The organism is Dactylosporangium sp. NPDC050588 (assembly GCF_040654975.1).
GTDB lineage: Bacteria > Actinomycetota > Actinomycetes > Mycobacteriales > Micromonosporaceae > Dactylosporangium > Dactylosporangium maewongense.
Window position 1 is genome coordinate 1 of sequence record NZ_JBFAJA010000157.1, and the last position, 17473, is coordinate 17473.

16 protein-coding genes and 3 pseudogenes are annotated in these 17473 nt (G+C 72.2%); 8 read left to right on the top strand and 11 right to left on the bottom strand.

The features are described from left to right. Window positions 1–49 precede the first annotated feature (49 nt). Together AB0I21_RS55470 and AB0I21_RS55475 are read right to left on the bottom strand one after the other, a co-directional pair. A complete protein-coding gene (locus AB0I21_RS55470; RefSeq protein WP_360573832.1) occupies window positions 50–1693 on the bottom strand; it encodes an AMP-binding protein in 1644 nt (547 codons plus the stop codon). A gap of 75 nt (window positions 1694–1768) precedes the next feature. Then, window positions 1769–3337, bottom strand: a complete 1569-nt coding sequence (locus tag AB0I21_RS55475) for an ABC transporter substrate-binding protein (protein ID WP_360573834.1) — start codon at window positions 3335–3337, stop codon at window positions 1769–1771. Window positions 3338–3739: 402 nt separating this feature from the next. Here AB0I21_RS55475 and AB0I21_RS55480 point away from each other — a divergent pair, with 402 nt between their 5' ends. From AB0I21_RS55480 to AB0I21_RS55505, 6 genes and pseudogenes are all read left to right on the top strand, one after another. After that, window positions 3740–4387: a PaaI family thioesterase gene (locus AB0I21_RS55480; RefSeq protein WP_360573836.1), complete on the top strand. Its 648-nt coding sequence runs from the start codon at window positions 3740–3742 to the stop codon at window positions 4385–4387. A gap of 172 nt (window positions 4388–4559) precedes the next feature. Next, window positions 4560–5435: an SDR family oxidoreductase gene (locus tag AB0I21_RS55485; protein WP_360573838.1), complete on the top strand. Its 876-nt coding sequence runs from the start codon at window positions 4560–4562 to the stop codon at window positions 5433–5435. Next, window positions 5432–6577 carry a TIGR03617 family F420-dependent LLM class oxidoreductase gene (locus tag AB0I21_RS55490; protein ID WP_360573840.1) on the top strand — a complete coding sequence of 382 codons (1146 nt, stop codon included), beginning with the start codon at window positions 5432–5434 and terminating at the stop codon, window positions 6575–6577. The genes AB0I21_RS55485 and AB0I21_RS55490 overlap by 4 nt, the downstream gene beginning before the upstream one ends. Continuing rightward, complete coding sequence (locus tag AB0I21_RS55495) at window positions 6574–7470, top strand: TIGR03619 family F420-dependent LLM class oxidoreductase (protein WP_360573842.1); 897 nt, start codon at window positions 6574–6576, stop codon at window positions 7468–7470. The genes AB0I21_RS55490 and AB0I21_RS55495 overlap by 4 nt, the downstream gene beginning before the upstream one ends. A gap of 53 nt (window positions 7471–7523) precedes the next feature. Further along, window positions 7524–8042 carry a nuclear transport factor 2 family protein gene (locus AB0I21_RS55500; protein ID WP_360573844.1) on the top strand — a complete coding sequence of 173 codons (519 nt, stop codon included), beginning with the start codon at window positions 7524–7526 and terminating at the stop codon, window positions 8040–8042. 85 nt (window positions 8043–8127) lie between these two features. Next, window positions 8128–9005, top strand: a pseudogene (locus tag AB0I21_RS55505) (TIGR03619 family F420-dependent LLM class oxidoreductase). A gap of 50 nt (window positions 9006–9055) precedes the next feature. Here AB0I21_RS55505 and AB0I21_RS55510 read toward each other — a convergent pair. The 6 genes from AB0I21_RS55510 to AB0I21_RS55535 all read right to left on the bottom strand — a co-directional run bounded on the left by AB0I21_RS55510 (window position 9056) and on the right by AB0I21_RS55535 (window position 13497). Next, a complete protein-coding gene (locus AB0I21_RS55510) occupies window positions 9056–9886 on the bottom strand; it encodes an SDR family oxidoreductase (RefSeq protein ID WP_360573846.1) in 831 nt (276 codons plus the stop codon). Further along, entirely contained in the window at window positions 9883–10359 is a 477-nt protein-coding gene (locus tag AB0I21_RS55515) for a nuclear transport factor 2 family protein (RefSeq protein WP_360573848.1), read from the bottom strand. Before AB0I21_RS55515 ends, AB0I21_RS55510 begins: the two co-directional genes overlap by 4 nt. Then, the gene (locus tag AB0I21_RS55520; RefSeq protein ID WP_360573850.1) at window positions 10356–11279 is read right to left on the bottom strand and encodes an NAD-dependent epimerase/dehydratase family protein; all 924 of its coding nucleotides are present in this window, start codon (window positions 11277–11279) and stop codon (window positions 10356–10358) included. Before AB0I21_RS55520 ends, AB0I21_RS55515 begins: the two co-directional genes overlap by 4 nt. A gap of 42 nt (window positions 11280–11321) precedes the next feature. Continuing rightward, window positions 11322–11915, bottom strand: a complete 594-nt coding sequence (locus AB0I21_RS55525) for a hypothetical protein (protein ID WP_360573852.1) — start codon at window positions 11913–11915, stop codon at window positions 11322–11324. Further along, on the bottom strand, window positions 11912–12478 hold the full coding sequence (locus tag AB0I21_RS55530) for a nucleoside-diphosphate kinase (RefSeq protein ID WP_360573854.1): 567 nt from the start codon (window positions 12476–12478) through the stop codon (window positions 11912–11914). The genes AB0I21_RS55525 and AB0I21_RS55530 overlap by 4 nt, the downstream gene beginning before the upstream one ends. Before the next feature lie 98 nt (window positions 12479–12576). Beyond that, complete coding sequence (locus AB0I21_RS55535) at window positions 12577–13497, bottom strand: thymidylate synthase (RefSeq protein WP_360573860.1); 921 nt, start codon at window positions 13495–13497, stop codon at window positions 12577–12579. A 41-nt stretch (window positions 13498–13538) separates the two neighbouring features. On the opposite strand from AB0I21_RS55535, the pseudogene AB0I21_RS55540 reads away from it, so the two are divergent. After that, a pseudogene (locus tag AB0I21_RS55540) lies at window positions 13539–13924 on the top strand (transposase); the annotation flags it as partial. Between the two features lie 73 nt (window positions 13925–13997). On the opposite strand, the gene AB0I21_RS55545 reads toward AB0I21_RS55540, so the two are convergent. After that, window positions 13998–14276 (bottom strand): hypothetical protein, encoded by a 279-nt coding sequence (locus AB0I21_RS55545; protein ID WP_360573856.1) that lies wholly within the window; start codon window positions 14274–14276, stop codon window positions 13998–14000. Between the two features lie 153 nt (window positions 14277–14429). Here AB0I21_RS55545 and AB0I21_RS55550 point away from each other — a divergent pair. Then, window positions 14430–14650, top strand: a pseudogene (locus tag AB0I21_RS55550) (fatty acid desaturase); the annotation flags it as partial. Here AB0I21_RS55550 and AB0I21_RS55555 read toward each other — a convergent pair. Beyond that, window positions 14620–17076: a LuxR C-terminal-related transcriptional regulator gene (locus AB0I21_RS55555; RefSeq protein WP_360573858.1), complete on the bottom strand. Its 2457-nt coding sequence runs from the start codon at window positions 17074–17076 to the stop codon at window positions 14620–14622. The pseudogene AB0I21_RS55550 and the gene AB0I21_RS55555 sit on opposite strands and share 31 nt — an antisense overlap. 265 nt (window positions 17077–17341) lie before the next feature. After that, window positions 17342–17467: an ANTAR domain-containing protein gene (locus AB0I21_RS55560; protein WP_360573862.1), complete on the bottom strand. Its 126-nt coding sequence runs from the start codon at window positions 17465–17467 to the stop codon at window positions 17342–17344. Window positions 17468–17473: the final 6 nt, after the last annotated feature.

Here is a 17473-nt window from a genome sequence, read left to right on the forward strand (position 1 = left end):
AACCAACCCTGCACCTCTGGCTCGCGGCCCGAGCCGCTCCGCTGGCCGCTCACGGCGCCACCTCCGCTGCGCCGGCCGCGCCCGAGGTGCCGGTGACGGCGCGGGGGTCCGTGCTCCACGTCTGCGGGGTCACGCCCTCGTCGCGCAGGACCCGCTTGAGGACCCGACCCACGGCGTTCTTGGGCAGCTCGGTGCGGACCTCGATGTGGGAGGGCACGGCATACCGCGGGACCCGCGGGTGCAGCCACGCGAAGAACTCCGCGGGATCGATCTGCGCACCGGGCGCGGGCACGACCGTCACCTTGAGGTCGTCCTCGGCCAGGGGGGACGGGACCGCGTGCACGGCGACCTCGCCGACGGCCGGGTGGGCCGCCACGATGCCCTCGATCTCGAAGCTGGAGATGTTCTCGCCGCCGCGGCGCAGGTAGTCCTTGCCGCGGTCGACGAAGTAGAGGTAGCCGTCCTCGTCGAGGCGGCCGTAGTCACCGCAGTGGAACCACAGGCCCCGGAAGACCTCGAGGGTCTTCTCCGGCTGGCGCCAGTAACCGTTGAACATGATCGCCGGACGGGTGGGGCGGGCGACGATCTCGCCGACCTCGCCGACGGGCAGCGGGTTGTCGTCCTTGTCGACGATGCGCACCTCGAAGGACTCGTTGACCTTGCCGGCGGTCCCGGCGCGGTACTCCCCCGGCGGGGTGAACGTGATCAGGCTGGCCTCGGTCATGCCGTAGGCGCCCGAGCCGACCCGCTCGACGCCGAACCGCTCGGTCCAGCGAGCAGCGAGGTCGGCGGTGACCGGCGAGCCGGACACGACGCGCAGCTGGCCGAAGGCTTTGCGGGCTGCCTCGGACTCGGCAGCGCCGGCGATCATCGGCAGCATCGAGCCCATGAGCGCGGCCATCGTCGCGCGGGAGCGCAGGATCTCCTCCCAGAAGCCGCTGACGGAGAAGCGCTGCGCGATGTCCATGGCGGAGCCGAGCTGGAGCGAGCCCAGGACGTGCCCGACCGCGGCCATGTGGAACAGCGGCATCGCCGACCACAGGACGTCGCCGGCCCGGCGCTCGAGGTTCTCGTGCATCTGCCGGGCCATGTTCGCCGCGAAGCCGTGGCTGACCATGCACGCCTTGGACGGTCCGGTCGTGCCGGCCGTGTAGATGAGGTGGCTGGTCGCGTACGCGTCGAGGTCCGGGGTCGTCGACAACGCCGAGCCCTCGGCGACGGCGGCGTCGAAGTCGATGACCTCGGTGGCCCAGGCGGGCACCGGGCCTGCGGACGGCCGGCCGGCCTCGGCGGCGCCGACGAGGACCGGCACCCGCAGCCCGGTGCCGGCGAGGGCGTCGTCCATGACGGGCACGAACTCGTCCTCGAGGATCATCGCGATCGGATCGGCGTCGTGCACCTGGTGGGCCAGGATGGGGCCGCGGTTGCTCGTGTTGAGCGGGACGACGAATCCGCCGCGGAGCGTCGTCGCCCACCAGGCGAGCAGGGCCAGCCGGCCGTTGCGGGCGAGGACGACGACGCGGTCGCCGGGGGCGACACGGTCGGCGAGGAACCCGGCGAGGCGGCGCGCCGCGGCATCGAGCTCGGCCACGGTGAACGGGGTGCCGGCGAGGGTGAGGGCGAGGTCAGGCTGCCGCTCGAGCGCGCGGGACAGCGCAACCAGGAGAGGGGCGGCTGCGGCGGGGCGGGTCACTGGCTCTGGCTACCTTTCTTCGAGCCGGCCGGTCGCGGCGGGCGACCGGCCGGCCGACGGGTGGGGTCCGGGCGCTCAGCGCTTCGTCATCGCGACGGTGCGCAGGTCGAACAGGCCGAGATTGGTCCACGGCAGCTGCTCGGCCCCGACCACCTTCGGGGAGGCGACGGTGGCGTTGGTGAGGTTGCAGATCGGGATGAACCACGCCTCGCTGAACAGCTGGTCCCACAGCTGGTGGTACTGCTTGGCGCGCTCCTCGACGCTGGAGCGGGGGTCGGCGGCCTTGGCCGCGATCGGGGCGATGGCCTCGGGGTCGGTGGCGAGCTTGTAGTTGCCGGTGAGGTAGTTGTTCACCGTCCCCGCCGGGTCGATGCGCGGGTTGAAGGTGTTGGACACCTCGAGCTCGAAGTCGCCGGCGATGAAGCGGGCCTCGGTCTCGGAGTTCGGCGTCGGGTTGAGCGTGGCGTTGATGCCGGCCTGGGACATGGCGGCCTGGACGGCGGTGGCGGGCTGCTCGGTGTTGGTGCCGGCGGAGAAGCTGATCGACACCTTGGCCCCGCCCACCTCGGCGATGAGCGCCTTGGCCTTGGCCAGGTCGAACTCGTACGGGTACTTCGCCGCCGGGTCCTCCCACGGGCTGCCCGGGTAGATGCTGCGGGTGGGCGTGCACGTGTCGGCGAAGAGCGCCTTGATGGCGGCCGGGTCGACCGAGCGCGCGATGGCCTCACGGACCCGCTTGTCCTTGAGGTCGCCCTTGTTGGCGCGCAGCAGGATGCCCAGGACGTTGCGGAACGGGCGGGTGGTCACCTTGAGCTGGCCGGCCTGGCCGAGCTGGCGGGCCTCGATGATCTCGTTGGCCGAGGAGACGAAGCTGAGGTCGGTCTGACCGTTGATGACGCCGTTGATCCTGGTGGCGCCCTGCGGGACGCGGGTGATCTCCATACCGGCGAGGCGCCCGGCGTTCGGGTCCCAGTAGGTGCCCGTGGCGCGCTTGACCACGTACTTCTCGTTGGGCACGAACTCGGTGGCGACGTACGGGCCCGACCCGGCGTTGCCGGGGGCGAGCTTGAGGTTGACCCCGTCGGCGATCGCCTTGGGCGAGACCATCATGCCGGCGGCGGTGGCCAGGGCCGACGGGAGCACCGCGCCGGCGCCCGGCTTGAGGTTCAGGCGCGCGGTGTGCGCGTCCACGACGGTGACGCCGGTGATGTCGGCGAGGTCCTGCTTGACGGTGCTCGCCGGCAGCGTCTGACCGCGCTCGATGTTCACCTTGACGGCGTTGGCGTCGAACGGCGTCCCGTCGTGGAAGGTGACGTCGTTGCGCAGGGCGAGCTCGAGGTAGGAGCCGTCCGCGGCGAAGGTCCACGAGGTTGCCAGGCCGGGGACGATGTTGTCCTTGGCGTCGACCATGGTGAGCCGGTCGTAGATCAGCGTGAGGTACGGGTAACCGCCGGGAGCCAGTTGGGCCGGGTCGAGATTCTGGAACGGCGACGAGGCCGTGACCCGCAGGACGGCGCTGGGGTCGATCTCACCGGTCGCGGCGCTGGGATCGCCCGCCGCGTCGCCGGAGCAGGCTCCGACGGCGAGGGTGGCGAGCGCAGTGACGGCCACGGCGAGGCGCCGGCGGTATGCAAGACGAGACACGGTCTTCCTTTCCGGACCTGCGGTCCGAGCCGGGAGCGCGCCGCGGCCGCGGCGGGGTCCCGGAGGGCGGGGTTGCGGCCGGTCGCTCGGCGGCGGCCGTGAGGGCGCGGTGGTGCGGCCAGTGACGGATGGCGTCGGCCGCGTGGTGTGCATGCCTGGAGCTCATCGGTGGGAGCTCGCCGGTGCCCCGAGGGCTGCCGGCGCCAGGCTACATCACGAGCCAACCAAGCGCTCGTTTGGGCAACCATAGGGGGAGTCTCGGAGCGCGTCAATGGGCGCGGCACCACCGCGACCAGTGGGGCGGCGATGCCGCGGCGCGGCCGTTGTCAGCACACCACCGGGTCGCTAGGGTGTAGTCAAGCAAGCGCTTGGTTGACTAGATTGCCCGAAGGAGCCCGCCCGGTGGAAGTAACCCTCGCCACGGCACAGCCCCGCGATCGCGGCATCGATGCGGTCGCCGCAGCCACCCGCCGGCTCGTCGACGCGATCACCCGCGCGGGCGCGGCCGTCGACGGCGACGCCGACCGGATCGTGGCCGACCTCGACGCGCTCACCGCCCGGATCGACGCCCACGCCCCGGACCTTGCCGAGCGGATCGCGACGATGTGGCGCCAGCCCGGCCCGGGGCGTTTCGACCCCACCGGCGGCACCGAGAACCCGCTGTCGCCGCCGGTGAGCCTCTGGGTCGAGCCGGACGGCTCAGTGCGCGGCGAGGTCACGCTGGGGCTGGCCTTCCAGGGCCCCCCGGGGCACGTGCACGGCGGCACCTCGGCCATGCTGATGGACCACGCCCTCGGCATCGCCAACGCCCGCGCCGGGTACGCCTCCGTGACGGTCGGGCTCGACGTCTCCTTCCACGCGGCCATCCCCGTCGGCTCGACGATCACGATCCTGGCCCGGCACGACGGGCGCGACGGGCGCAAGGTGCGCAGCTCTGGCGAGCTGCGCATCGGGGACCTGACGTGCGTCACGGCCAGCGGCACCTTCGTGCTCATGGACGACCCGTCGACGCGGGACAAGTTCCGGCGACCGTCGGGGGGGCAGGCGTGAGCGGCCAGCGGAGCGGCTCGGGCCGCGAACCAGGGGCGTTGTCTTGGCTCAGGCTGGCGCCGCAGCGCAGCGGAGGCGACCTCGTGAGCGGTCCGGAGCGTAGTGGAGGAGCCGCGAACCATGGGCGCAGTGTTGGCTCGCGGCGGCGCCGCAGCGCAGCGGAGGTGACGGCATGAGCCCGACTGCTGACCCGGCCACCGCCGCACGCGGTCCGCTCGCCGGCCGCGGTGCGCTCGTCATCGGCGGAGGCGGCGGCTTCGGCCGGGCCATCGCCGCCGCGCTCGCCACCGACGGCGCCGCCGTGACGATCATGGGGCGCACCGAGGCGACGCTGCGGGCGGCCGCCACGACGATCGCCGCGGCCGCCCCAGGGGCGCTGCCCGTGCGGGTCAGCGTCGGCGACTCCGCTCTCGATCAGGACGTGGCCGCCGCGGTGCGCGTCGCCGACGAGACCCCGTTGGCGGCCGTCGTCACGACGGTCGGCGGCGGGACCTTCCGTCCCGTGCTCGCCCTTGACGCCGAGACCCTTGAGCACGACTTCCGGCGCAACGTCACGACGGCGCTGCACGCGATCAGACACGGCGGACAGGCTCTGGCCGCGCGCGGTGGGGGTTCGATCGTGTGTACGTCCTCGAGCGCGGGCGGGCACTCCTTCCCGTTCATGCCGTCCTACTCGGTGAGCAAGGCCGCGCTCGAGGCCCTCGTGCGGGTCGCCGCCGACGAGCTCGGCCACCTCGCGGTGCGGGTCAACGTGGTGCGCCCCGGCATCGTGGCCACCGACGGGAAGAACCCGGGTCTGCTGCTGGCCGACCCCGAGCTGGCCGCCGCGACCGTCGCCGAGAAGCCCCTCGCGCGGGTCGGGCGCGCCGAGGACGTCGCCGCCGCGGTCCGCTTCCTGTGCGGTCCCGAGTCCTCGTGGATCACCGGCGCGTGCCTGCCGGTCGAGGGCGGGGCGCACCTGCGCCGCGCGCCGCGGCTGGAGAAGCTCGCCCGGATCGTCAGCGGCGACGAGGTCGTCGACGCCGCCCTGGCCGGGCGCCTCCCATGACGCCTCAGCCACCCGCCACCCGGATGGAGCTGGCCACGACGCTGCCGCCGACGACGGCGCTGCGCGAGGTGCCCGCGGTCGTGGCGCGCATCGAACGGCTCGGCTTCGACACCGTGCACGTCCCCGAGACCACGCACGACTCGTTGTCGGTCGCCCTGCTCGCGGCCGAGCACACCAGCCGGATCACCGTGCGCACCAGCATGACGCTGGCCTTCCCCCGCAGCCCGATGGTGACCGCGTACGCCGCGTGGGACCTCGCCCGGTTCTCCGAGGGTCGCTTCCAGCTCGGTCTGGCCACCCAGGTGCGCGGCAACATCGTCGGCCGTTTCTCGGTGCCGTGGGACCGGCCGGCCTTGCACCTGCGCGACTACCTCGCCTCGATCCGGGCGATCTTCGCCGCGTTCGCCACGGGCGCGCCCCTGGACCACGAGGGCAGCCACTACCGCTTCACCCGGCTCCAGCCCTACTTCAACCCCGGCCCGCTGTCCACCACGCCCCCGGCGCTGTACACCGGCGGGGTCAACCGGCGCGTCTGTGAGGTGGCCGGCGAGCTGGCCGACGGCTTCGTCACCCACGCGACGAACTCGCACCCGAGCCACCTCCGCGCGGTCGTGCTCCCCGGACTCCGTGCCGGCGCCGAGCGGGCCGGACGTGCCGGGATCCCACGGGTCGTCGTCGTGTCCAAGTCGATCACCGGTCCGACGCAGGCCGCGCTCGCCGCGAGCCGCGCCGCCGCCCGCCAGGAGCTGGCGTTCCTGTTCTCGACCCCGGCCTACCGCACGACCCTGGACCGGCTCGGCCTGGGTGAGGTCGGCGAACGGCTCGCCGAGATGGCCGCCTCCGGGCGCTGGGCGGGACTCGCCGGCACCCTCGACGACGAGACCCTGGCCACGCTCATCCCGCACGGCACCTACGCCGAGCTGCCGGACGTGCTCGACCGGGCCTACGGCGGGCTCGCCGACGGGCTCGGGCTCGGGCTGCCGCTCGACCCGGACGACGACGAGGACTTCGGCGCGCTGCTCGAACGCCTCCGGCGCATCCCGACGAGGGCCGCAGCCGCCGACCCGCCCGCAGCCGGCGGCCCCACCGACGAGACCACCAGCGCGACGCGCAGCGACGCCGGATCGGAGACCGTGTCATGACCGCACGCATCGGGCTGCTCACCCCGGTCGTCGTCCAGCACCCGCGCACCGCGGCCGCCTGGGAACGCGACGTCCTGGCCGGCCCCGACGTCGGCGGTTCACTGCTGGCCGTCGCCCGCGCCGCCGACGACCTGGGATACCACCACCTGACGTGCAGCGAGCACGTCGCCGTGCCCACCCGGATCGCCGTCGAGCGGGGCGGGACGTACTTCGACCCCGTGGCCACACTGTCGTTCCTCGCCTCAGCGACGCGCCGCGTCCGGCTCGCGACGAACATCGTCGTCATCGGCTACCACCACCCGCTGGCCCTCGCCAAGACCTACGGCACCCTCGACCTGCTCAGCGGCGGCCGCGTCATCCTCGGGGTCGGGGTCGGCAGCCTCGAGGAGGAGTTCGACCTGCTCGGCGCCGAGTTCGCCGAGCGCGGCGCGGTCGCGGACGAGGCGATCACGGCCCTGCGCGCCGCATGGGGCAGGGCCGTGCCGCACCACGAGGGGCCCCGGTTCGCCTTCACCGACTTCGTCGTCGAACCGCACGCGCCGCGCACCGCGGTGCCATTGTGGTTCGGTGGGCGCACCCGCCGCTCGCTGCGCCGCGCCGTGGCGCACGGCACCGGATGGGCGCCGTTCGGCCTCGGGCCGCACGAGCTGACCCGCCTGTGGACCTCCGTGGAGCGCCCGGACGACTTCGACCTCGTGCTGCAGATGCCGCCGCTGGACCCGATCGGGGACCCGGACGGCTCCCGCGAGCACCTGCGCACGGCCGATGCCGTCGGGGCGACCGCGGTCAACGCGAGCCTGGTGGCCACCTCGGCGGCCCACCACCTTGAGCAGATGGCCGCGCTGCGCGACCTCGCCCCGGAACGCTTCGAGACGACCGCGTCCGGGACCTGACCGGCCACAGCCGGATCGACCCGCGTGCAGCCCGATCCGAAAGGAACCCACCCATGACCGACTCCCAGCCCGACCGGCTCGGCCTGCTCGAGGCACGCCTCGAGCAGGCCGAGCGGCGCCTCGCCGCCGCCGAGGACCAGCTCGCCCTGTGGCGGATCGTCGCCGGCTACGGCCCGGCCGTGGACAGCGGCTCGGCCGAGATCACCGCCCAGATGTGGACCGAGGACGGCGTGTACGACACGTACCCCGTCGTGCTCAACGGCCGCGACGCGCTGCGCGGCATGGTGCACGGTGAGCGGCACCAGGCCCTGATCCACGCCGGCGCCGCCCACCTCATGGGCCTGCCGCACATCGCCGTCGACGGCGACCGGGCCGTCGTGACGAACTACTCGCAGCTCGTGCTCAACGCTCCCGACCAGAACGGCTACCGGATCTGGCGCACGGGCTCCAACCGGTGGGAGTTCATCCGCACCGACGAGGGCTGGAAGGTGACCCACCGCTGGAACCGCCAGCTCGACGGCACCGACGAGGGGCGCGACATCCTCGCCCGCGCTGTCGACCCCGAGGCATGAGCGGCCCGCAGCGCAGCGGAGGGCTGCGAATCATGGGCGCAGGGTGGAGCTCAGGCCGACGCCGGAGCGCAGCGCAGGTGACGGCATGAGCGTCGTGCGCATCGGCCTCAGCTCCCCGGTCCTGGCCGACTCCGGGCCCCGTCCCGCATGGGAGGCCGAGGCAGGGGTCGCCGAGCTGCGGGAGGTCTTCACGACCGCCGACCGGCTCGGGTTCGAGTTCTTCACCTGCCCGGAGCACGTCAGCGTGCCACCGGGGTTGGCCCGGGGTGAGCGCTTCTACGACCCGGTCGCGACGTTCTCCTACCTCGCGGCGATCACCGAGCGGATCCGCTTCCTGCCGTACGTGCTCGTGCTCGGGCTGCACCATCCGCTCGAGCTGGCCAAGCGGTACGGCACCCTGGACCACCTCAGCGGGGGCGGGTCATCCTTGGCGTGGGCGTCGGCAACCTCGAGGAGGAGTTCGCGCTGCTCGCTCGCCCCTTCGCCGATCGCGGAGCACGGGCGGACGACGCCCTGCGGGCCCTGCGGGCGTCGCTGTCGGTGCGGCTCGCGACCTACCACGGGGAGTACTACGACTTCACCGAGCAGGTCATCAGCCCGCACGCCGTCCAGGAGAAGGTCCCGATCTGGGTCGGGGGTCACAGCAAGCGAGCGCTGCGTCGCGCGGTCACCCTGGCCGACGGGTGGGCACCGGCCCCGGTGACGTATCGCGGTCCGGACCTGCAGACCTTGCCGCGGATGCTCGCCGAGCACGACCTGCCGGACGGGTTCGACGTCGTCATCACGCCTCCGGCCCGTCTCGACCCGATCGGCCGCCCGGAGGCCGCGCTGGACCTCATCGGCCGGATCGGTGAGGCGGGGGCGACCGTGGTCAACCTCGTCGTGCGGCACCGTGAGCTGGCTGAGTACCTCGACCAGCTCGCGGCGGCAGCCGAGCTCTTCGGCCTCGACCGCCGCGACTGAGCACGGCCCCGTGCGCCCGGACTCCTGCGTGGGTCCGGGCGCACCCACGATCAGGCCTCGTTGGGCATGTTCGACCAGCCCTTGCGGTCCACCCGCGCGTACCAGCCCGAGGCGGCCAGGGTCCCTCCGTCGACGGGGATCGTGTGCCCGGTGACGAAACGGGCGTCGTCACTGGCGAGGAACTCCACGACGGCGGCGTAGTCGTCGGGCGCACCGAAGCGTCCGACGGGGATCCACGTGCGGATGAGCTCCGGGTCACGGCCGCGCAGCATCGCCGCCGCCGGCGTCTGCGGCGTGTCGGCGAGGTCGGGCGCGATCGCGTTGACCCGCACCCCGTGCCCGGCGACCTCCACAGCGAGGCTCTTGGTGAAGGCGCTGACCCCGGCGTTGTAGGCGGAGTACGGGGCGCACGCCGGGATGCCCCGGAAGGCCTCGACGGTCGAGTTGTTGATGATGGCACCACGGCCCCGCTCGACCATGCCGGGCAGCAGCGCATGGGTCATCGCGAGCACGTGCCACAGGTTGATCTCGTAGAGCGCCTGCCACTGCTGCGGGGTCGAGTGCAGGAAGGTCTTGGCGGCTGGGCGGAAGTCGCCGACGTTGTTGACGAGCACGTCGACCCGCCCCGAGTCGAGGGCCGAAGCGGCGGCGACCGCGGCGGCGACACCGTCAGCGGTGCGCACGTCGGCGAGGACGATCTCGACCTTGCCGCCGGCGCCGCGGACGTCGGCGGCGGTGTCGGCGGCAGCGTCGGCGTCGATGTCGACGAGGACCACGTGGGCACCCGCGGCGGCGAGACGGCGGGAGATGCCGCCGCCGATGCCGAGGGCACCGCCGGTGACGACCGCGATCTGGTCCTCGAGCCTGCGGCTGGCGCTCATCTGCCGGCTCCTTCCTCGTCGGCCCTGGTCACGGAGACCCGGTGGCGTTCGATCCAGTTGATGGTCACCGCACGGCGCGTGAAGGCCCATCCTTCGTCGGTGCGCGCGTACTCGTCGTCGTAGTGCAGGAACCAGACGAGGTCCGAGTGCCCTTCGCGACCGGCCAGCAGGTGGTGGGCCGTGCCGCGGACCCGGCCACGGGCCCCGGCCGGCGTCGGCAGGTAGCGCGCCCCGGCCACGACGTGGGTCGTGGCCAGGGTGCCGGCGAGTGCCCCGAGCGCCGCGACGACAGCGGGGCGGCCGACGTGGGACACGTGGGGAGCGAGGTGCGCCGGCGGGTCGGGGACGACGAGGACGCCGTCCGGGACGAAGAGCGCGCCGACCGCGGCCGCGTCACGATCGTCGGCGGCCGCGGCATACGTCTCCGACAGCGCCCGCAACGCGGCGAGGTCGGCCGCGTCGAGCCTGCTCACGCCGCAGGGGCGGTCGCCGCGCGCACGACCTGGACGAGTTCGGCGACGGCCCGCTCGCAGTCACCGCGGGTGTAGCCGAGCAGCGCGGTCTCGGCCGGATCGGGTTCGTAGGCAAGGACGTTGCCGCGGCCCTGGACGATCATCGAGTCGGGCATGAAGGGGTGCGGCTCGTCGAGTTCGGCGATGGTGCGGTTGCCCCCGGCCGCGTCGACGAGCAGCTGGAAGAACTGCGCGAACGTGAGGTTGGCGTCACCGACGAGGTACGCCGCGCCGGCCGCGCCGCGGTCGAGCGCGCCGCCGATCGCCTCGGCCAGGGACCGGGCCGACAGGTAGTTCGTGCCGCCGGCCGGTGCGTGGTCGGGGATCTGCGGCTCGTTGCCGGCCGCCCAGGACACCATGCGGCGGTACCGCTTGGCCGTGACGCCGGGGATGGCACCGATGATCGAGGGCGGGTTGAGCGTGCAGACCGTGAAGGAGTCGTCGGCCAGCGCCCGGGCGCCCTCGTCGGCGGCGCGGCGGGCGGCGACGTAGGCGTTCGAGTCGGCCAGGTCGGGTCGCAGGTGGTGGTAGTAGCTGCCGACCTGGACGAAGCGGGAGACACCCGCGCTCTTGGCGAGCGCGGCGAAGGCCGGCACCCCCACGCTCTGGGTCTCCTGCCAGAACTGCGTCTCGTCAACGTCGCGGGGCAGGTGGCGCACGTCCTGCCCCGCGGCGAAGACGACCGCGTCGAAGGGGGCGAGCTCCTCCCGGGTGAAGGTCTGGCGGGTGTAGTCCCCGCGCAGGACGGGCAGGTCGGCGACGGGCGAGTCCGCATCGACCGCCCCTCGGGCGGCGACGGTGACGTCGTCTCCCCGATCTCGCAGGTAGAGGGCAGTGTGGACCCCGATCATGCCGGTTCCACCAACCACGAGCACCTTCATCGTGAGGTCTCCTTGCGTAGTGAGGCGACTCCCCGGCGCGAATCAGGGAGCCAGCACGACTTCTGAGCCTACCAAGCAAGCGATAGGTTGGTACCCACGAGAGCACGCTCTTGACTTGGCGGGCATCAGGGGTCCCTGTGTCGCGATCCCGGACGCCTTCCATGCGTTGACGACGAGCGCGTCGAGCTCCTGGGACATCGCCTTCCGCCGGTGGAAGTCGTCGGGGCCGAACGGCCCCTTCACGCCGAGTTTCTGCAGGTAAGCGGCATTGTCAGCCTTGTGGTAGTAGCCGGTGAAGACGATGCCGTCGACGCCGCGACCGATGTCCAACACGTGCGCCATCGTTTCCGGTGCGGCGTTCCAGCCGGGCACGATCGGCCGCCAGTACAGCACCACCCCGGTCCGCTGCTTGTGGGCGGCGGCGGTGCGGATCGACGTCACGGTGATGTTCGACTTCGCGATCGGCTCGATCCGCGGGTCGGTGATGCCGCTGTAGGTGAACAGCAGCGTCACCCGCAGGTGCCGCAGTTGCTCAAGCTCGGCCATGTCCGCTGCGGTGACCTTGAACCGCGTGATCACCTGCAGCTGCCTCGCGCTGCGGCCGAGGCCGGGGACGCCAAGGTCGACGGTGGTCATGGAGTGCCTCCTCCAGGAGCGGGAACAGATGCCGGTGTGGGGTCGAGCAGGTGCGCGAACGTCGGGCCGTACCAGATCGCGAAGTCGCGGTGGGCTGCTGCGGCATGGTCGGAGGTGTGGATGACGTTGTCCACGAGCCGGCCGTCGGCCATCGCCTGGGCGAGGGTGTCGTCCGCGAAGCGGCCCCGGATCGTGTCGGCGGGTGCGATTGCGGGATCGGTGGGGCCGACCAGCGCCCGCACCCGGCCCGCAGCGCCCGGGCCGTGGCCCAGCGCGACGATCACGGTGTTGCCGACGAAGATGCGTCGCAGCTCCGCCGGGACGTCCCGGCCGAGCTCGTCCGACAGCGGCAGCATGTCGTCGTAGTGCGCGAAGATCTGCTGCTCGGTTGGCTGGACCTGGCGCACGTCGACGAGGTCGACGAGGCCGCTGATCCAGAACAGCACCTGGGCGGCCAGGTTGCGGCGCAGGCAGTCCGGTTTGAGCAGGACGACGGTCCAGTCGCGCCAGGCGACGGCGGCCGCGCCGGGCACCGCGGCGAAGGCGGCCGGCTGGGTGCTCACCGCGCGCTCGCGGTTGTAGTTGGGACGCGGTCAGGCCAGCGGGCGGCGAGCAGCCACCTGTGGCCGGGGTTCAGCGCGTTCACGACGTCCGACGTGACTCACCCATCGGGTTTGTGCTTCATCTGCCGGTACGCCTCGAGCAGTAGCACGATGCGCTGCCAGTAGCTGGGCAGCGGCAGTTCCGCCGCCTGCTGCGCAGTGACAGAGGCCTGGCCGAGCCGCAGCATTTCCTCGTACTGCAGCACGGTGGCGAGGGTGTCCCACGTGGTGTCGGCGGGCATGCCCTCGGCACGGAACTGCCGGATGAGGCCGTTGTCGGCTTCGGCAAGCATGCGGCGGACCAGGTCGACGTCGGTCGCGTTGATGTGCATCGACCCGACGTGGTGGGTGTAGGTGCCGAGCGGCACACGGAGCAGCCGCGCGGCGAACTCCTGGATCATCGTGAAGGAGTGCACGTCGCACAGCAGCCCGATCCGCGCGTCGTTGCCGCGCATGTATCCGGTCATGTGCAGCCGGCCGTCGCGGAGCATGAACTGCAGTCCGAGGGTGCAGGCGACGTCAGGGTTGTGGAGTTCCTGCAGCTCGGCCGGTTCCATGATCACCATGGCGGCGCGTTTGCTGTCGGGTTCGTGGCGCACGAAGTCGAGGGCCCGCTCGAACTGGCTGCGGGCGTCGGGCCCGGTCCGGCCGAACAGCCGGGGACCGTACGCCGTGCCGGTGAGGGTTCGGCCATCGGTGGACAGGTGCCGCAGCCGCGGCGCGTAGTAGGCGATCATGTCGAGGTCGTCGCGGCCGGCGACGTACCAGAGGAACTCCGCGGCGGTGAACACCGGGTTTGCGCGACGCGCCGCGACGTATGGTGTCCGGGCGGTCGGATCGGTGAGCTGGAAGCTGACGTTGGGGACCTCGCGCGCATCTTTGCTGCGGCCTGATGTGAGCAAGTGCGGACCGTCGACGACGGTGCGCAGCACTGCGAGGTACGCGTCGGTGAACGTGGGGAACGGGGTGGGGGTCAGCATGCCCACTGGGGGTCAGTCTTCAGGAAGCCGCGACACGTGCCGATCTGGCCGCGGTCACCGCCGGGCAGATCCGCGACGTGCTGGCCCGGCTGATCGCAGCGGGCACCGGCGACCCGGCGACTCGCAGATGTGGGTGGTCATGGACGCCGGCTACGACGCCGCCCGCCTGGCCTGGCTGCTGCGGGATCTGCCGGTGCGGGTCCTGGCCCTGCTACGCTCGGACCGGGTACTGCGCCGGCCCACCCCACCCCGACAGCCGGGCGTGCTGGGCCGGCCCCGCCGGCACGGCGGCGAGTTCATCTTCGGTGACCCGGCCAGCTGGGATGAACCCGACGTGACCACGGTGACCGAGACCCGCCTCTACGGCACCGCCACAGCCCGCGCCTGGCACCGGCTGCACCCGCGCCTGACCCGCCGCGCCGCCTGGGCCGACTGGGCCGACCTGCCGCCAGTCACGAAGTCGCCCTCGGCCGGAGTGAGACGCACGATCGTCCCGGGCATCACACGGCGCACCAGGTATGGCGACACCAGCCCATCCAGCCGGTCCCCGGACGGATCACCAGGCTCGCCGCCGAGGCGGTCTCCGGCCGCACCTCCTCGACCCGGCCACGCAGTTCCCGCCGCGACCACAGCGGATCGACCAGCCCGAGACAGTCATCGGGCACCAGCGGTGTGGTCAGCCAGGACGCCACGTCCAGCACACGCTGGCGCGCGGTCACCCCACGGCCCCAACCGCCCGGAATAGCCAAACTGTCGGACGACGACAACAGTGCCCCCAACGGCGCGCGACCTACCCGTGTGCACGCGGCACTAACCCGCGCAACGCGATGCTGTCGCGGGCCACAGCGCTTGCGCTCGACAACCGTGGTCGCCAAGGGGCGAGGGCGACGGGCGACACTCCCGCGGTGCGGCATCGTCGACGTACGGTTGAGTCCGTCCGCGGCGGCCGGCTCGTCGACTTCGCCCTCGGCGGCCTGAACTACCAGATTGAGCACCGCCTGTTCCCGAGCATGCCCCGGCCGAACTTGCGCCGGGTCCAGCCCTTCGTGCGATCGTTCTGCCGGCAGCACGTCGTGTCGTGCTGTGGACCACCCTGCTGCGCTCCTACGCGCAGACCCAGAACTACCTCCACGACGTCGGGCGACCGTTGCGCGTCACCACCGCCGGCGTCACTGGGGTGGGGAGGATGCCGAGGGTGAGTGTGGCGCGTATGGCGTCACGCCGGGTGTGGACTGCCAGCTTGCGGTAGATCGACGCGATGTGGGTCTTCACGGTGTTCGGGGAGAGGTGCAGTTCGGCGGCGATTTCGTGAACGGTTCGGTGTCCGGCCAGGTGTCGCATGACCGAGATCTCACCCGGGCTCAACGGACCGCTGGCCGGCGGGGTGATGGCCGTCAGGGTGAGCTGGTTGAGGGTGGGGGCGAGCATGTGGTGGTTGGCGTGGAACGGGTGCCGAAGCTGTTCGGGTTCGGCGAGAGCGATGGCCTGGCGTAGCAGGTGTGTGGCGTGCTGCGTGTTGCCGGTGGTGTTCGCCTGGTGCGCCATGAGCAGGCGGATCTCGACCTGGTGGAACAGCGAGCTGTGCGGCTCATCGAGGAGGGGTCGCAGCAGCCGATCGATGCGGGCCTGCGGTTGCCTGGCGAGCAGAAGCTTCGCGGTGGTGATCGTGGCGGTCGACGCGGGGACGGCGGCGGTGTCGGCCCGCCAGTGCCGGTGGGCGTCGTGGAGCCGGCCGGTGGCGATGAGGAGTTCGACCCGCAGCACTCGTGCGGCCCATTGCGGGACCAGCAACGCGTCGTCGCCGTCGACGATCAGCTGTTCGACGGCATCCAACGCGGCGGCCTCGTCGTGTTGTTGCTGGCAGAGCAGCGCGGCCTGGAACTGTTGGGCGGCGACGAGCGCGGGTACCGACTGCCACAGTTGGACCGCGAGCGTGTCGAGGTGCTGTACGGCCGCGTCGGGTGTGCCCCGTTGGACGGCCACTTCGGCAAGGACCAGCCGCGCCCAGCCGTCGTCGAGGGAACCCACGAGGCCGTTCGCGCGAACGTCCTCGCCGAGGGCGTCCGCATGCCGGACGGCGTCGCGCAGCTGGCCGGTCATCCGGGCGATGACGGCGTGCAGGCGCAGCATCGTGTAGCGCTGCAACGGACTGCGGCCGGTCGCTGCCGCGGCGGGGATCAGCGCTGCCTGCGCCGCTTCGTGGTCCCCTCTTCGTAGGGCACGCCAGATGGGTTGCGCCGAGAGCTGGATCAGATCGGCGGGCCCCGCCGTCTCCCACCGGACGGCGGCTGCCGAGTGCCGGACCGTGCACGGCGGCGCTGCGGTGTTGTTGCTGAGGCCGTGGTGCACGGCGAAGGCGTGGGCGAGTGGTGCATCGTTGGCGAGCGACGACCAGGGTCCCGGAGCCGCTGCGGTGACGGCGGCCTGTGGCGTGGCCTCACGGATCTGCACGCCGTGTTGCTGCACGATCCTGATGGCCGACGACCGGTCGGCCGCGGCCAGCGCGTGGCGCAGCCCTTCGGCGGGCTGGACGTGTGCGGTGTACCAGTCGGCGGCGGTGGCATGCAGGTGACGCGCGTGGGCGGGGTCGTCCTCGCTGAGTGTGGTGTAGAGGGCGGTGCGCCAGAGCCGGTGGTAGCGGTACCAGGCGGACGTGTCGTCGAGGCGGGTGGCGAACATACCGTCGCGGGCGAGATCGGCCAGGACGTCGGCGGCGTCGGTGCGGCCGGTGAGCGTGGTGAACAGGTCCGGGCAGACGGATTCGACCACGCTGGTGTCGCGCACGGCTTGGCGGAGGTCGGCCGGATACCGGCCCAACACATCGCGCATCACGTATTCCGACAGCCCCGCGCCGGTGAGCAGTAGTTGTTCCAGGGTGCCTTCCGGCTCATGCGGTTGCTCGCTCAGCGCCGCGGTCGCGACCATGAGACCCGCAGCCCATCCATCGGTGATGGCGTACAGGCGTCTGCTGACGGCCGCGGGCAGGTCAAGCCCTCGCTGAACGCAGAGGGTGGCCGTTTCGGCGGCGGTGAAGGCCAGGTCATGCCTACGGAGCGCGCTGACCGAGGGGTGGCTCAGAGGTTGCGGGGAGCCGTCCGGTGGGGCGTGCCTGCCCAGCAGCACGAGGTGCAGGCGGTCCTGGCCGGCGGCAAGCTGCCGAACCTCGGTCAGGAAGCCGGTGCCGACGACCGTCTCGGTGCCGTCCAGCACCACGATCACCGAGCCGCCGACGTGTTCGGGGATACCCTCACGCAGCGCCTGGACCAGTTCGGCCGTGTTGAGGGGCGACGACGGCCACCACGAAGGTGACCGCAGCGGTGCCTGCCACCATCGGGCGCTGACGCATGCGGCGAGGTCCACATACACCGAGCGGCGCACCGCGCCGACCGCCTCGATCCAGTCCACGACAAGGTCGGTCTTGCCCGCGCCGGCCGGAGCGTAGATTGTCGTGATCGAATGCCCGCCCGGCGCGGCCAATGCCGCGTGCAGCCGGGTCCGCCGCAGATGCCGTGACGTGTTCGCCACAGCGACCCGACCACCGACGGCGGTCGCAGAAATGGACACATAACCGGCCATCATGACCCTCTGGGTGACGTCGAATCCGTGCCCTACGGAATTCGCCACCGGGGTCCGAGGTGACACCCGACGATATCGCAAACCCGGTCGGCCGTTCCAGCCCAGCCGGCGAAGCGGCCACGCAGGACCGGTCACGCAGGCCGGGTGACGGTGCGGCACGACCGCGACAGCTTCAGGCGTTGCAGCTCGCGCGGCGGTGCCCTGCGCGGGGCCCGATGCGAAGACCCGGCCGGCGGAAAGGCTTGTGTCGGGGTGCTGTCGCGGTGCGTCAGGTAGTGGTGAGGTCGGGCAGGCTGCCCAGGTCGGTGACCAGGTGAAGGGCGACGTCGCTGAGCCGCCGGTTGGTCCGCCGGGCGTGGGTCCGGATCAGCTCGAACGCGGCGTCGACGGAGATGTGGTG